Origin of the sequence: Pseudomonas sp. Pseusp88 (genome assembly GCF_047303955.1) — a bacterium.
GTDB lineage: Bacteria > Pseudomonadota > Gammaproteobacteria > Pseudomonadales > Pseudomonadaceae > Aquipseudomonas.
Map to the genome: position 1 here is coordinate 221,160 of NZ_JBGLYM010000003.1, position 15,077 is coordinate 236,236.

Genomic DNA, 15,077 nt, shown 5'->3' on the forward strand with positions numbered 1-15,077 from the left:
TCCTCTTTCCCACCACAAGGAATCCTCACATGGCTCACTCCTGGCGCATCTCCGCACTGGCCGAACGTCACCGTGCCCTCGGCTCGAACCTGGAAGACTGGAACGGCATGGGCACCGCCTGGACCTACGCCAGCGACCTGGCCGACCACCATCAGGCGATCCGCACCAAGGCCGGGCTGATGGACGTCTCGGGCCTGAAGAAGGTCCATTACGTCGGCCCCCACGCCGAAAGCCTGCTGCAATGGGCGACGACTCGTGACATCGCCAAGCTGTATCCCGGCAAGTCGGTATACGCCTCAATGCTCGATGACGACGGCAAGTTCATCGACGACTGCATCGTCTACCGCACCGGCCCCAACGCCTTCATGGTGGTGCACGGCGCCGGGACCGGCTACGACATGCTGGTACGTTCGGCCCAGGGCCGCCAGGTCGCCGTGCTATTCGACGACGACCTCCACGACCTGTCGCTGCAAGGCCCGCTGGCCGTGGACTTTCTCGCCGAGCACGTGCCGGGCATTCGCCAGCTGCCGTACTTCCATCACATGCAGACCCAACTGTTCGGCCGCCCGGTGATGATTTCCCGCACCGGCTACACCGGCGAACGTGGCTACGAAATTTTCTGCAAGGCCGCCGACGCTCCGGCGCTGTGGGACCAGATTCTCGAACGGGGCGCGGGCATGGGCATCATCCCCTGCGCCTTTACTGCCCTGGACTGGCTGCGGGTGGAAAGCGCGCTGATGTTCTTCCCCTATGACAACTCGCAGATGTACCCCTTCGCCAACGAGAAGGCTGGCGACACCCTCTGGGAACTCGGCCTGGACTTCACCGTTTCGCCGGGCAAGCAGGAATTCCGTGGAGCCCTGGAGCATGCGCGGTTGCAGGGCAAGGAGCGCTTCAAGATCGCCGGCATTCTGATCGACGCCGCCCGCAGCGCCGACGCCGGCGACAGCCTGTGGCACGACGGCAAGCAGGTCGGGGTAATCACCTGCGCCATGTACTCGCGCCTGAGCAAGCGCTCCATGGCCATTGCCCGGGTCAGCGTCGACTGCGCCACGCCAGGTGTCGCCCTGCAAGTGCGCGGCAGCCTGGAAGCCAGCGCCGCCAGCCATGCCCTGCCCTTCGACGACCCACAAAAAACCAAGCGCACCGCCAAGGGCTGAGCCACGCCGCCAACATTCCGGGAGACCTCGATGGACACGCCACAACACTACATTCTCAAGATCAGTTGCCCCGCCACCTCGGGCATCGTCGCCGCCGTGACATCGTCACTGGCCGAACAGGCCTGCTATATCAGCGAACTGTCGCAGTTCGACGATGAATTCACCGGGCGCTTCTTCATGCGCGCTGTATTTCGCTTCAACCAGGGGGTGAGCGGCGACCTCACTGCCGTGGAAAAGAGCATCGCCGCCCTGGCCGGTGGTTTTGACATGCAATGGCAACTGTTCAGCTCGGCGAAACCGGCGCGGGTGCTGCTGATGGTCAGCAAGTTCGATCACTGCCTCACCGACCTGCTGTATCGCCACCGCAAAGGCGAGATGGACATGCAGATCACCGCCATCGTTTCCAATCACCTGGACCTGCGGCCCATGGCCGAACGCGAAGGCATCCGCTTCGTCTACCTGCCGGTGACCAAGGAAACCAAGGCGCGCCAGGAAGCCGAACTGCTGCGCATCGTCGAAGAAACCGAGACCGACCTGGTGGTGCTTGCACGCTACATGCAGATCCTCTCCGACGACCTGTGCCGCCAGCTCTCGGGCCGGGCGATCAATATCCATCACTCGTTTCTGCCCGGTTTCAAGGGCGCCAAGCCCTACCACCAAGCCTACGAGCGCGGCGTAAAACTGATCGGCGCCACCGCCCACTACGTCACCAGCGACCTGGACGAAGGGCCGATCATCGAACAGGAAGTCCAGCGCGTGGACCACACCATTGCCCCCGACGCCCTGGTCGCCATCGGCCGCGACACCGAAACCGTCGCCCTCTCCAAAGCCCTGAAATACCACCTGGAGCACAGGGTGTTCATCAACCAGGACAAGACCGTGATTTTTCGCTGAGCGGATCACGGACACCAATCATGCAGGAGCTGCCGAAGGCCGCGAATGGATACAGCTGACACACCGCCTTCGCAGCCTTCGCCAGCTCCTGCAGGGAACATCTTTAAATTCAGAGAGGCACATCCCATGACCCTACGTGTAGCAATCATCGGCGCCGGCCCCTGTGGCATGGCGCAACTGCGCGCCTTCCAGTCGGCGCGGGACAAAGGCGCGGATATCCCGGAACTGGTCTGCTATGAAAAACAAAAAGACTGGGGTGGCATGTGGAACTACACCTGGCGCACAGGTCTGGACGAAAACGGTGAACCGGTCCACGGCAGCATGTACCGCTACCTGTGGTCCAACGGCCCGAAGGAATGCCTGGAATTCGCCGACTACACCTTCGAGGAGCATTTCGGTCGGCCCATCGCCTCTTATCCACCACGGGAAGTGCTCTGGGACTACATCAAGGGTCGCGTCGAGAAAGCCGGGGTTCGTGATTACATCCGCTTCAACAATGCCGTGCGCCGGGTCAGTTTCGATGCACACAGCCGCCAATTCAGCGTGGTCGCCCATGACTACGACAGCGGCGTCGACACTTGTGAAACCTACGATTACGTAATCAATGCCTGCGGCCATTTCTCCACGCCAAACATGCCGTACTTCAAGGGTTTCGAGCATTTCGGCGGGCGCATCCTGCATGCCCATGACTTCCGCGACGCCCTGGAATTCAAGGGCAAGGACCTGCTGTTGATCGGCAGCAGCTACTCGGCCGAAGACATCGGCTCGCAATGCTACAAATACGGCGCCCGCAGCATCACCAGTTGCTACCGCACCGCGCCCATGGGCTACAGCTGGCCGCAGAACTGGGAAGAGAAACCGCTGCTGCAACGCCTGGAAAAGAACCGCGCCTATTTTGTCGATGGCAGCCACAAACACATCGACGCCGTGATCCTGTGCACCGGCTACCAGCACCACTTCCCGTTCCTGCCTGACGAGCTGCGTCTTGAAACCGATAACCGTTTGTGGCCGATGAACCTCTACAAAGGCATCTTCTGGGAAGCCAACCCGCAGCTGATTTACCTCGGCATGCAGGACCAGTGGTACTCCTTCAATATGTTCGACGCCCAGGCCTGGTATGCACGGGACGTGATCCTTGGCCGTATCGCCCTGCCCGACCACGCCGCCATGGTCGCCGACAGTCAGCAATGGCATGAGCGCGAGCAGACCCTGGAAACCAACCAGCAGATGTTCGAGTACCAGGGCGCCTATATCCAGCAACTGGTGGACGCCACGGACTATCCCAGCTTCGACATTGCCGCCGTCAATGACACTTTCCTGCACTGGAAGCACGACAAGGCGGAAAACATCATGGGCTACCGCGACAAGTCCTATCGCTCGCTGATGACCGGCACCCAGTCGCCGCCGCACCATACGCCGTGGCTTGAAGCTCTGGACGACTCCATGGCCGCCTATCTCGGCGACCCCGCCAGCCAGCGGCGGGCCTGAGGCCATGAACGCACCGAGCATTTCCCGGCCCTGGGAACCGGGGCTGTTCGCCCGTACCCCGGCCCAGGAGCGGTACCGGGTCGCCGGTGGCGGCCTCACCCTGATCAACCTGGACAGCGGCGACAGTCTGCACATCATCGACCTCGAAGGCCTGCAACCCTGCGAGCTGATGGCCTTCGACACCCAGGGCCGGGACGCCCTGGCGCTGCTCGGCCTGACAGTGGACGGTGGCTGCCGCTTTATTGCGCACTACCTGTCGCGCCCCGGCCAGCAGGCCCGGCGCATCCAGCAGGCGCTGAATAAACGCGGCATCGACTTTGCCCAAGCCAAGGGCGCGGCATCGCTGTGGGATGCCGACTCTCCCGCCGGTTTCAGCCGTCGTTTCGTCGCATCGGCGCCACTGCTGGTGCTGATCGCCGCACCAGACACCCCGGCAACAGTCGACCGCCAGGCCACCGCCAGCGAATTGCGGGTGGTGGTACAGCGGGCCAACCCATCGGCCCTGCTGCTGCCCAATCTGCCGGAGCCATTGGCCGAGCCCATCGACGAGTTCACCATTCGCGCCGGCACCGCCCATAGCTACACCGTGGGCAAGGGCCAGTACATTCAGGTGCTCGATGTGGCCGGGCGCCAGTGTTCGGACTTCGTCGCTTTGAACCGGCGCGCATTGGACCTGGGCCAGGAACTCGACCTGGACCAGACCGTTACCCGCACTCTCAACGGCAACGCCTACCCGGCACCCGGGCTATTCAGCAAATTCTTCGACCGCCAGTTTCAACCCATGCTCGAAGTGGTGCAGGACACCGTTGGCCGTCACGACTCCTTCGCCCTCGCCTGCGCTGCCCGTTACTACGAAAGCCATGGCTATTTCGGCCATGACAATTGCAGCGACAACATCAGCGCCGTCTTGCAGAGCTATGGCGTGCAGGCCCGCACGGGCTGGCCAGCGATCAATTTCTTCTTCAATACCGGCATCGACGCCCATCAGCAGATGACCCTCGACGAGCCCTGGTCGCGCCCCGGCGATTACGTGTTGCTGCGGGCCATGACTGATCTGGTCTGCGCCAGCAGCTCGTGCCCCGACGATATCGACCCGGCCAATGGCTGGAACCCCACCGACATCCATATCCGTGTGTATTCCGACAAGGAGCGCTTCTCCATCGCCATGGCCAGCCGACCTACCGCCGACGCCGATCCGACCCTGACCCGCGAGTCGGGCTTCCACTCCCGCACCCGCGCCCTGACCGGCAGCTTCAGCGACTATCGCAACTGGTGGCTGCCGCTGCGCTACGACGGTTTTGGCGCCATCGACGAATACTATGGCTGCCGCGAGCGGGTCGCGGTAATGGACCTGACCGCCCTGCGCAAATTCGAAATCATCGGCCCCGACGCCGAAGCCCTGTTGCAGTACTGCCTGACCCGTGACGTGCGACGCCTGGCCATCGGCCAGGTGGTGTACTCGGCCATGTGCCACGAACACGGCGGCATGCTCGACGACGGCACCCTGCTCAGGCTCGGCCAGGACAATTTCCGCTGGATCTGCGGCGAGGACTACGCCGGGGTCTGGCTGCGCGAGCAGGCCGAGAAGCTCGGCATGAAAGTCTGGGTCAAGTCCGCCAGCGAGCAGATCCATAACCTGTCGGTGCAAGGCCCGCTCAGCCGCGATCTGCTCAAGCAGCTGGTGTGGACACCGGCCACCCAGCCGGGGGTCGACACCCTCGGCTGGTTCCGTTTTCTGGTCGGTCGTATGGGCGACTACGACGGCTGCCCGCTGATGATATCCCGCACCGGCTATACCGGTGAGCTGGGCTATGAGGTCTGGTGCCATCCCCGTGATGCCGAGCAGGTCTGGGACCGCATCTGGCAGCTCGGCGAGCCGCTGGGCATCGTCCCCTTGGGCCTGGAAGCCCTGGACATGCTGCGTATCGAAGCCGGGCTGATCTTTGCCGGTTACGAATTCAGCGACCAGACCGACCCTTTCGAAGCCGGGATCGGCTTCAGCGTGCCGCTCAAGAGCAAGACCGACGACTTCATCGGCCGCGACGCCCTGCTGCGCCGCAGCGCTCATCCGCAGCACAAGCTGGTGGGCCTCAAGCTGCAAGGCAACGAAGGCGCCCATCACGGCGATGGCGTCTATCAGGGCCGTGCCCAGATCGGCGTGATCACCAGCGCCTGCCGCTCACCCCTGCTGGCCAGCAACATCGCCCTGTGTCGGATCGATACCAGCCAGAGCGAAATCGGCACCCAGGTCCAGGTGGGCAAGATCGACGGCCTGCAAAAACGCATCGATGCGGTGGTCACGGCACCGATCTTCTATGACCCGGACAAGAGCCGCGTCAGGAGCTGATCTAACAAAAACCATATGAATTGATTTGTTTGGTGGGAGCGAATTCATTCGCAAAAACGGTATTTCAGGCAAAGAAAATGGCCCGGATGTACCAGCCTCTTCGCGAATGGATTCGCTCCCACACGCTGTTTTCAGCCTGCCCATGTCACACCGCACTACCTCTCACTCAACCATGGGACTACCGAAATGGAAGCGACTTCGTTCGACAGCGTATCGCCAGCAAGCCCGGCAACCGAGGGCCTGCATCGCAAGATTGATTGGCGGGGTGCGTTCTGGGTGGCCAGCGGCGTGCCTGCGCTGGTGCTGTTTTCCATCGGCGCCATTGCCGCCACTGTGGGTAAACCGGCGTGGATCGTCTGGATCGTGTCGATCCTGTTCGGCTTTATCCAGGCCTTTACCTACGCTGAAATCGCCGGGCTGTTCCCGCACAAATCCGGCGGCGCTTCGGTGTACGGCGCCATTGCCTGGGTGCGCTACAGCAAGCTGATCGCCCCGGTGTCGGTCTGGTGCAACTGGCTGGCTTGGTCGCCGGTGCTATCCATCGGCTCCGGCCTGGCGGCGGGCTATGTGCTGACTGCGTTATTCCCCGCTGATGCCGTGATCAACACCTGGCAACTCACTTTGCTGGACCTGGGCTGGATCAAGAGCGGCCTGTCCCTGCGCCTCAACGCCACGTTCGTACTCGGCGTGCTGATCCTGCTCGGGGTGTTTGCCGTACAGCATGGCGGCATCCTGCGTTCGGCGCGGCTGACCCTGATCCTCGGCGTCACTTCGCTGATCCCGCTGCTATTGGTGGGCGTCGTGCCGCTGCTGACAGGCGATGCGACACAAGCCAACTTTTTTCCGCTGGCGCCACTGGCCCATGACGCCCAAGGCGCCGTGATCGACGGCAAATGGGATATCTCCGGCTGGTCGCTGATGGCGGGCGGGCTGTTTATCGCTGCGTGGTCGACCTACGGCTTCGAAACCGCCGTGTGCTACACCCGGGAATTCAAGGATCCGAAACGCGACACCTTCAAAGCGATCTTCTTCGCCGGCCTGTTGTGCATCGTGGTCTTCACCCTGGTACCCATGGCCTTCCAGGCCAGTCTTGGCCTCGGCCAACTGGTTACCCCGGCGGTGGTCGATGCCAGTGGCGTCATTACTACACCTGCGGTGTACAGCGGCCTGCTCGACCCGGCGATCTACAGCGGCATGGGCGTTGGCCAGGCCATGGCAGCAAGTATCGGCGGCGGCAAGGTGGTGGGCAATATCGTCCTGATCATGCTGGTACTGGCGACCCTGCTGGCGATCATGACTTCGATGTCCGGTTCATCCCGTACCCTGTATCAGGCCTCGGTCGATGGCTGGCTGCCCAAGTATCTGGGTCGCACCAACGAACACGGCGCGCCGACCGCCGCCATGTGGACCGACCTGTCGTTCAACCTGCTGCTGTTGCTGATGTCGGACTACGTCTTCGTCCTGGCGGCATCCAACGTCAGCTACATCATCTTCAACTTCCTCAACCTCAACGCCGGCTGGATCCACCGCCTTGACCGCCCGGACTGGGTCCGCCCCTACAAAGCCCCCAAAGTGTTGCTGGCCCTGGGCGCCCTGCTGAGCTTCGTCAACCTCGCCTGCATGGGCCTGGGCGCGGATATCTGGGGCACCGGCACCCTGTTCACCGGCGTGCTGCTGGCGCTGCTGATCATCCCGGTCTTCCTCTATCGCCACTACGTGCAGGACAAAGGCCACTTCCCGGCAGCGATGCTCAGCGACCTGCACCTGCAGGCCGATGGCGGCAGCAAACGCGCGGGGATGTTGCCTTACGTGACACTGCTGGCGGGGGTGCTGGTGGTGTATTTCTGCCATCGACTGGTCGCCTGAACGCGCCGTAACCATAGGGGCAAAACATCGCTGACGTTGCTGCCGTTTTTGGAGCAACGTTATGCTGCATCCCGCAAACGCACATTGATGCAAGAGCGAACGGATGAATCAGATCATTGCGAACGGAGTCTGCCCCCATGAGTTTCAATTGGCACAGCGACCCGCTGACACGTAGTACGCCCGTCAGCAGCACCTATAAGAATACCCAGAACGTCCGCCGATTCATGGTGGAACACTGTGGTGCGACCTTCAAATTCGACCGGGACTTCATGACCTGGATTCGCAACGACGTGGCGAAGACCCTGGGCGATGTGGTGGACGAATGGCTGCGGCGCCAGGGTGACGAATCAAAATGATTTTCGCCACTGATGTGCGTTCGAGCTAATAAACTCGATCACTGCTTTTCAATGAAGAAACACTACGATTTTTCCCAAGGTAAACGCGGTGCTGTCATCCCTGCCAAAGGCATGACTGTCATCACCCTCCTGCTGGGAAACACCATCCTCCAGGCCATTCGCGAGCAGGTTGACGCGGGAGGTATTGGCATCAAGATGCTGATCAATCAGGTGCTGGCCTCAAGCACACCACACCACCTCGATTGAAATCGAAATACTGTAGGAGCCGCCTTGGTGGCGATCGAGTGCGCAGCACTCGCAATGAATGGCGGTGACTGACCCAACGCCATCGCCAGCAAGCCGGCTCCCACAAATCGGTGCCTGCCCCATATTCTGCCACTCCCCTCCCCACCACCCATAACAAAACACTTGCACGCCTCGTAATCTGGTATACCATCATACAACAGACCAAATACCAGCTCCTGGAGTGCACACATGAGTTTCGAGATTCGCAAGATCGTCACCTATATCGAAGAGACCCTGATCGAAGGCGGCAAGGCAGCGGACAAGCCGGTGACCATGATTGGTGTGGCGGCGGTGATCAAGAATCCTTGGGCCGGGCGTGGTTTTGTCGAAGATCTGAAACCGGAAATCATGGCCAACTGCTCGGAGCTGGGCGCGCTGATCGTCGCCAGGTTGACTGCGGCCATTGGCGGTGCCGACAAGATCGAGGCTTACGGTAAAGCCGCTGTGGTCGGAGCCGATGGCGAAATCGAGCACGCTTCTGCGGTGATCCATACCCTGCGTTTCGGCAACCACTACCGCGAGGCGGTCAAGGCCAAGAGCTACCTGAGCTTCACCAACAAGCGCGGTGCGCCGGGTACGTCGATCCAGGTGCCGATGATGCACAAGGATGACGAGGGCTTCCGCTCCCACTACATCACCCTGGAAATGAAGATCGAGGACGCCCCTCGCGCCGATGAGCTGGTGGTGGTGTTGGGCGCGGCCGACGGTGGCCGGGTGCATCCACGGATCGGCAATCGCTACAGCGATTTGCAGGAACTGGCCGCGGAAAAGGCGCAGTGAACGGGAGCCAAGCATGATCGGGGGCAGCGCTGAATTCACCAAAGCCGGGACCTGTTATCAGGTCTCAGGCCAGGGCCAGCCCGTGGTATTGATCCACGGCGTGGGCCTGAACAAGGAAATGTGGGGCGGCCAGGTCGTTGGCCTGGCGGACCAGTATCAGGTCATCGTCTACGACATGCTTGGCCATGGTGCCAGCCCGCGTCCGCCAGCCAACGTTGATCTCAAGGGTTATGCCGAGCAGTTGCTGGAGCTGCTTGATCATCTGCAATTGCAAAAGGTCACGGTGATCGGCTTTTCCATGGGCGGCTTGATCGCCCGGGCCTTTGCCCTGCACTTCCCGCAACGCCTTGATGCGCTGGTAGTGCTCAACAGTGTGTTCAACCGCAGCGAGCAACAGCGCGCCGGGGTCATCGAGCGCACCGCCCAGGCCGCCGAACATGGCCCGGACGCCAATGCCGAGGCCGCCCTGGCACGTTGGTTCAGCCTCGAATATCAAGGCGCCAACCCGGCGCAGATCAAGGCCCTGCGCCAGACCCTGGCCGATAACGATCCTCAGGGTTACCTGACCACTTATTCGCTGTTCGCCACCCAGGACATGTACCGCGCCGAGGATCTTGGCAGCCTCAAGGTGCCGACCCTGATCGCCACCGGCGAACTGGACCCCGGCTCCACAGCACAAATGGCCCGGCAACTGGCGCAGAAGATTCCCGGTGCCGAAGTCGTGGTGCTGGAGCAGCAACGACATATGATGCCGATGGAATCGCCGCGTCTGGTCAACCGGATGCTGCTGGAATTTCTCGACCGCGCCCTGGCGGCGCCCGTTTCGCAGAAGGAAAACCGTTTATGAGCCTTGAACGCTTTCATATGTGCATCGATGGGCAATGGCTCGACGCTGTGTCCGGCAAGACCTTCGAGAGCCTCGACCCGGCCCGTGCCCAGGCCTGGGCCGAACTGCCGGATGCCGATGAGCGTGACGTCGAACTGGCCGTGCAGGCTGCGCAGAAAGCGTTCGAAAGCCCGGCCTGGCGTGGCTTGACCGCCACTGCACGAGGCAAGTTGCTGCGCCGACTCGGTGACCTGATTGCCGAGAACAAGGAAGGCCTGGCCCAGCTGGAAAGCCGCGATAATGGCAAGCTGATCCGCGAAACCCGTGGCCAGGTTGGTTATCTGCCGGAATTCTTCCATTACACCGCAGGCCTGGCCGACAAGCTCGAAGGCGCGACCCTGCCCTTGGACAAGCCCGATCTGTTTGCCTACACCACCCACGAACCGTTGGGCGTAGTGGCGGCGATCATTCCCTGGAACAGCCCGCTGTACCTGACCGCGATCAAGCTGGCGCCCGCCCTGGCCGCCGGTAATACCATCGTGCTCAAGCCGTCGGAACATGCGTCGGCCACGGTGCTGGAGCTGACTCGCCTGGCCCACGAGGCAGGCATTGCGCCCGGCGTGATCAACGTGGTGACCGGTTTCGGCCCCAGTGCCGGAGCCGCACTCACCCGCCACCCGCTGGTGCGCAAGATCGCCTTTACCGGCGGCGCGGCCACGGCCCGGCATGTGGTGCGCAGCAGCGCCGAGAACTTCGCCAAGCTGTCCCTGGAATTGGGCGGCAAGTCGCCGAATATCATCTTTGCTGACGCCGACCTGGACAGTGCGGTCAATGGCGCCATCGCCGGGATCTACGCCGCCTCCGGGCAAAGCTGCGTGGCCGGTTCGCGCCTGTTGGTGCAGGAAGAGATCTACGAAGAGTTCATCCAGCGCCTCATCGCCCGCGCCCAGCGCATCAAGATCGGCAACCCGCAGCACGACGACAGTGAAATGGGCCCCATGGCCACCGCGCAACAACTGGCCGTGGTCGAGGGCCTGGTAGCCGACGCTTTGGCTGAAGGCGCGACCCTGCGCATGGGCGGCAAGCGCCCGCAACTGGATGAGCAAGGCTGGTTCTACGAACCGACCCTGTTCGAGTGCGACAGCAACAGCATGAAGATCATGCAGGAAGAGGTCTTCGGCCCGGTGGCGGCGATCATTGCGTTCAAGGACGAAGCCGACGCCCTGGCGATGGCCAACGATTCGCAGTTCGGCCTGGCCGCCGGGATCTGGACCCGCGATCTGGGTCGTGCCCATCGCATGGCCAAGGCTGTTCGCTCAGGGATCATCTGGGTCAATACCTACCGCGCGGTCTCCGCCATGGCGCCCATCGGCGGCTTCAAGAACAGCGGCTACGGCCGCGAGAGCGGGCTGGACTCTGTGCTCGCCTACACCGAGCTGAAAACGGTGTGGATCAACCTGTCCAGCGCGCCGATGCCCGATCCCTTTGTGATGCGCTGAGCCTACGCGCACCGCCATTGCATGGTATTCACCCCAATTTGCAGGCCCGACGAGGTAATCCAGCATGATCGACGCAGCACTCTATAAGAAAGTCATGGGCTCGTTCCCGTCCGGCGTGACCATCGTCACCACCCTCGACGACGACGGCGCCATTGTCGGCATCACTGCCAGCGCCTTCAGCCCGCTGTCCCTGGACCCGCCGCTGGTGCTGGTGTGCCCCAACTACGCATCGGACTCCTACCCGGTGCTGTGTGCGAGCAAGCGCTTTGCCATCCATCTGCTCAGTGCCGAGCAACAGGTCGAAGCCTATGCCTTCGCCCGCAAGGGAAAGGACAAGGCCCAGGGCATCGACTGGACCCTGAGCGAACTGGGCAACCCACTGCTGAGCAAGGCGACGGCGATCATCGAGTGCGAGCTGTGGCGCGAATACGAAGGCGGCGACCATGCGATTCTGGTGGGTGAAATCAAGAACCTGATCGTCGCCGACGACAGTGTCACGCCCATGGTCTACTGCAAGGGCAAGATGGGTGCATTGGCGGCGATGGCCTGAAAACAGGCCGTGTCCGGACCTGAAGAACGTCATTTGGCGTCAATATTCTGCACAGCTGATCAATTACTGGTGTTGCGAAGCGCGCCAAGCCCCTATGATCGGCGCATTGCTTTTTCAGGTCATCGGCTGCCCCCCGGCGCCCGGTCACGGACAAACCTATTTCAGAGTCAAACACATGAAACGCCTGCCACTGGACGACAGCTTCAAGGTCAACCGCAATCCCATCACCCTGCGCGAAATCGTCCTCGAAAAATTGCGCAGTGCCATTATGAATTTCCAGTTGCTGCCCGGCGACCGCCTGGTCGAGCGCGACCTGTGCGACCGCCTCGGCGTCAGCCGCACCTCGGTGCGTGAAGCGCTGCGCCATCTGGAGTCCGAAGGACTGGTGGAGTTCGCCGATGCCAAGGGCCCGCGCGTGGCCATTATTACCCTGGAAGACGCTCGCGATATCTATGAGCTGCGCTGTGTGCTGGAAGGCCTGATCGTGCAACTGTTCACCCTCAACGCCAAGGCCAAGGACATCCGCGCCCTGGAGAAAGCCCTTGAGGTGAATCGCAAGACTCTGGAAGAAGGCGAACTGCAACAGGTACTCGACTCGGTCCAGGGTTTCTACGACGTGCTGTTCGAAGGCTCGGGCAACCAGATCGCTGCCGCCCAGTTGCGCCAGCTGCAGGCGCGTATCAGCTATCTGCGCGCCACTTCAGTCTCACAGACCAACCGCCGCAGCAGCAGTAACGAAGAAATGCAGCGCATCGTCGAAGCCATCAAGAGTGGTGACCCGGCGGCGGCGCATCAGGCGTCGGTGGACCATGTCCGCGCGGCGGCCAAGGTGGCCCTGGATTACCTGCGCGCCAAATACGATGAAAACGGCAGCCCGTTGCGCGAGATGGCTACCCCCATCGTCCTCGCCGAGCCGCGTATCGCCCGGTGACGCCATGCCCGACCTGCGCTTCTGTCCCTGCTGCGGTGCCGACGACCTGATTCGTCAGGTGCCGCCCGGCGATACCCATATCCGCCTGACCTGCAGCGCCTGCGGGCATATCCAGTACCAGAACCCGAAAATCATTGCCGGCTGCATCATCGAGCAGGACGGCAAGTACCTGCTCTGCCAGCGCGCGAACCCGCCGCGCCCCGGCACCTGGACCCTGCCCGCCGGCTTCATGGAAAACGGCGAGACGACCGAACAGGCGGCCTTGCGCGAAACCTGGGAAGAAAGCGGCGTACGCGGCGAGATCCTCTCGCCCTACTCGATCTTCAGCGTGCCGCGGATCAGCGAGGTGTACATCATCTTTCGCGCCCTGGCCCTTGAGATCACCGGTGAATACGGCGAAGAAACCCTCGATTGCCGCTTCTTCGCTCCCGAAGACATTCCCTGGGAGCAGATCTACTACCCGGCGATCCGGCAGATCCTCGAGCGTTATATCGAGGAACGCCGGTCGGGCAGCTATGGCCTGTACATGGGCAATGACGACACAGGCCGCGTGCACTTCATCCGCTAGAGCGGCATCCCTTCGACAATCACGATCTGCGCCACGGCCGCGCCCTGGCGATGGGCCGCTGCTGCCTGGTATTCCGGCGAGTGGTAGCAGGCCAACGCCTGCTCATAGGAGTCGAATTCGATGACTACGTTACGCGGGTGCGTCGGGGCGCCCTCCAGCCATGTGGTACGGCCACCCCGCGCCAGATAGCGGCCGCCATACAGGGTAAACGCCGCCGGAGCCAGGGCCATGTAACCGCCGTATTGGTCGAGGTCAGTGACGTCGACATGAGCAATCCAGTACGCCTTCATCTACGCTTTCCTTCTGGTTATTTTGTATTATGGTATACCATAATTATTGGGTTTATTTCATCCACCAAACAAGAGCCGACGACGATGCCTTTTCATACCACCGCCGAAATCATCGAAGACTTTCGCCAGGGCAAGATGGTCCTCCTGGTTGACGACGAGGACCGGGAAAACGAAGGCGACCTGCTGATCGCCGCCGAAGCCGTGACCCCGGCCATCATCAGTTTCATGGCCAACGAAGCCCGAGGCCTGATTTGCCTGACCCTGACCGACGAGCACTGCCAGCGCCTGGGATTGGAACAGATGGTGCCGAGCAATGGCAGCCTGTTTTCCACGGCTTTTACTGTTTCCATCGAAGCCGCTGAAGGCGTCACCACCGGCATCTCCGCCGCCGACCGTGCCCGCACCGTACAGGCCGCCGTAGCCGCTGATGCCAAGGCCAGCGACCTGGTGCAGCCAGGCCACATATTCCCATTGCGGGCCAAGGACGGCGGCGTACTCAATCGTGCCGGGCATACCGAAGCCGGTTGCGACCTGGCGCGCCTGGCCGGATTCTCGCCAGCGGCGGTGATCGTCGAAGTGATGAACGACGACGGTAGCATGGCGCGTCGCCCTGAGCTGGAAGTCTTCGCAGCCCGGCATGGCATCAAGATCGGCAGCATCGCCGACCTGATCCACTACCGCCTGAGCACCGAGCATACGGTCAAGCGCATCGGCGAACGCGAATTGCCGACAGTGCATGGCACTTTCCGTTTGATAACCTTCGAGGATCGTATTGATGGTGGCGTGCATATGGCCATGGTCATGGGCCAGATGCAGCGCGAAGTGCCGACCCTGGTTCGGGTCCATGTAATCGACCCGCTGCGTGATCTGGTCGGCGCCGAATACACCGGGCCGAAGAACTGGAGCTTGTGGGCGGCCCTGGAGCGCGTCGCCGCCGAGGGCCATGGCGTAGTCGTGGTGCTGGCCAACAGCGAATCGTCCCAGGCCCTGCTGGAGCGGGTGCCGCAATTGACTCAGGAGCGCCGCCAGTTCAGCCGCTCGCAGTCGAAGATCTACTCCGACGTCGGCACCGGGGCGCAAATTCTGCAGGATCTGGGACTGGGCAAACTGCGCCACCTTGGCCCGCCGCTGAAGTATGCGGGACTGATGGGCTATGACCTGGAAGTGGTGGAAACCATTGCGTTCGAAGGCTAGCGCATGCCCTGTTGATCGCACAAATATCTGTGGGACCGGCTTT

Annotated in this window: 15 protein-coding genes; 14 read left to right on the forward strand and 1 reads right to left on the reverse strand. The window is 62.0% G+C overall.

Features of this window, described 5'->3' with window-relative positions; all coding sequences use genetic code 11:
- Positions 1-29: 29 nt before the first annotated feature.
- The 13 genes from ACCD02_RS05550 (at position 30) to ACCD02_RS05610 (ending at position 13,550) form a co-directional block, all read left to right on the forward strand.
- A complete protein-coding gene (locus ACCD02_RS05550) occupies positions 30-1,160 on the forward strand; it encodes an aminomethyltransferase family protein (RefSeq protein ID WP_413299223.1) in 1,131 nt (376 codons plus the stop codon).
- Between the two features lie 30 nt (positions 1,161-1,190).
- The gene (purU, locus tag ACCD02_RS05555) at positions 1,191-2,054 is read left to right on the forward strand and encodes a formyltetrahydrofolate deformylase (protein WP_413299225.1); all 864 of its coding nucleotides are present in this window, start codon (positions 1,191-1,193) and stop codon (positions 2,052-2,054) included.
- Between the two features lie 126 nt (positions 2,055-2,180).
- Entirely contained in the window at positions 2,181-3,542 is a 1,362-nt protein-coding gene (locus tag ACCD02_RS05560) for an NAD(P)-binding domain-containing protein (protein WP_413299227.1), read from the forward strand.
- A 4-nt stretch (positions 3,543-3,546) separates the two neighbouring features.
- Complete coding sequence (locus ACCD02_RS05565; protein ID WP_413299229.1) at positions 3,547-5,889, forward strand: DUF1989 domain-containing protein; 2,343 nt, start codon at positions 3,547-3,549, stop codon at positions 5,887-5,889.
- Positions 5,890-6,075: 186 nt separating this feature from the next.
- Positions 6,076-7,755: an APC family permease gene (locus ACCD02_RS05570; RefSeq protein WP_413299231.1), complete on the forward strand. Its 1,680-nt coding sequence runs from the start codon at positions 6,076-6,078 to the stop codon at positions 7,753-7,755.
- A 137-nt stretch (positions 7,756-7,892) separates the two neighbouring features.
- Positions 7,893-8,111 carry a DUF6434 domain-containing protein gene (locus ACCD02_RS05575; RefSeq protein ID WP_413299233.1) on the forward strand — a complete coding sequence of 73 codons (219 nt, stop codon included), beginning with the start codon at positions 7,893-7,895 and terminating at the stop codon, positions 8,109-8,111.
- A gap of 51 nt (positions 8,112-8,162) precedes the next feature.
- Complete coding sequence (locus ACCD02_RS05580) at positions 8,163-8,357, forward strand: hypothetical protein (RefSeq protein ID WP_413299235.1); 195 nt, start codon at positions 8,163-8,165, stop codon at positions 8,355-8,357.
- 228 nt (positions 8,358-8,585) lie between these two features.
- Positions 8,586-9,176: an amino acid synthesis family protein gene (locus ACCD02_RS05585; protein WP_413299237.1), complete on the forward strand. Its 591-nt coding sequence runs from the start codon at positions 8,586-8,588 to the stop codon at positions 9,174-9,176.
- Between the two features lie 13 nt (positions 9,177-9,189).
- Positions 9,190-10,023, forward strand: coding sequence for an alpha/beta fold hydrolase (locus ACCD02_RS05590; RefSeq protein ID WP_413299239.1), 834 nt, complete (start codon positions 9,190-9,192; stop codon positions 10,021-10,023).
- Positions 10,020-11,501, forward strand: a complete 1,482-nt coding sequence (locus tag ACCD02_RS05595; RefSeq protein WP_413299241.1) for an aldehyde dehydrogenase — start codon at positions 10,020-10,022, stop codon at positions 11,499-11,501. The genes ACCD02_RS05590 and ACCD02_RS05595 overlap by 4 nt, the downstream gene beginning before the upstream one ends.
- Positions 11,502-11,565: 64 nt before the next feature.
- Positions 11,566-12,051 (forward strand): flavin reductase family protein, encoded by a 486-nt coding sequence (locus tag ACCD02_RS05600; RefSeq protein ID WP_259105024.1) that lies wholly within the window; start codon positions 11,566-11,568, stop codon positions 12,049-12,051.
- A 175-nt stretch (positions 12,052-12,226) separates the two neighbouring features.
- The gene (locus tag ACCD02_RS05605; RefSeq protein WP_413299243.1) at positions 12,227-12,982 is read left to right on the forward strand and encodes a GntR family transcriptional regulator; all 756 of its coding nucleotides are present in this window, start codon (positions 12,227-12,229) and stop codon (positions 12,980-12,982) included.
- A gap of 4 nt (positions 12,983-12,986) precedes the next feature.
- Positions 12,987-13,550: an NUDIX hydrolase gene (locus ACCD02_RS05610; protein ID WP_413299245.1), complete on the forward strand. Its 564-nt coding sequence runs from the start codon at positions 12,987-12,989 to the stop codon at positions 13,548-13,550.
- Here the strand turns inward: ACCD02_RS05610 and ACCD02_RS05615 are convergent.
- Positions 13,547-13,840 (reverse strand): DUF1330 domain-containing protein, encoded by a 294-nt coding sequence (locus ACCD02_RS05615; RefSeq protein WP_413299247.1) that lies wholly within the window; start codon positions 13,838-13,840, stop codon positions 13,547-13,549. The two genes, ACCD02_RS05610 and ACCD02_RS05615, sit on opposite strands and share 4 nt — an antisense overlap.
- Before the next feature lie 84 nt (positions 13,841-13,924).
- Between ACCD02_RS05615 and ribBA the strand changes: the two genes are divergently transcribed.
- Positions 13,925-15,034, forward strand: a complete 1,110-nt coding sequence (gene ribBA, locus ACCD02_RS05620; RefSeq protein WP_413299249.1) for a bifunctional 3,4-dihydroxy-2-butanone-4-phosphate synthase/GTP cyclohydrolase II — start codon at positions 13,925-13,927, stop codon at positions 15,032-15,034.
- The last annotated feature ends 43 nt before the right edge of the window (positions 15,035-15,077 follow it).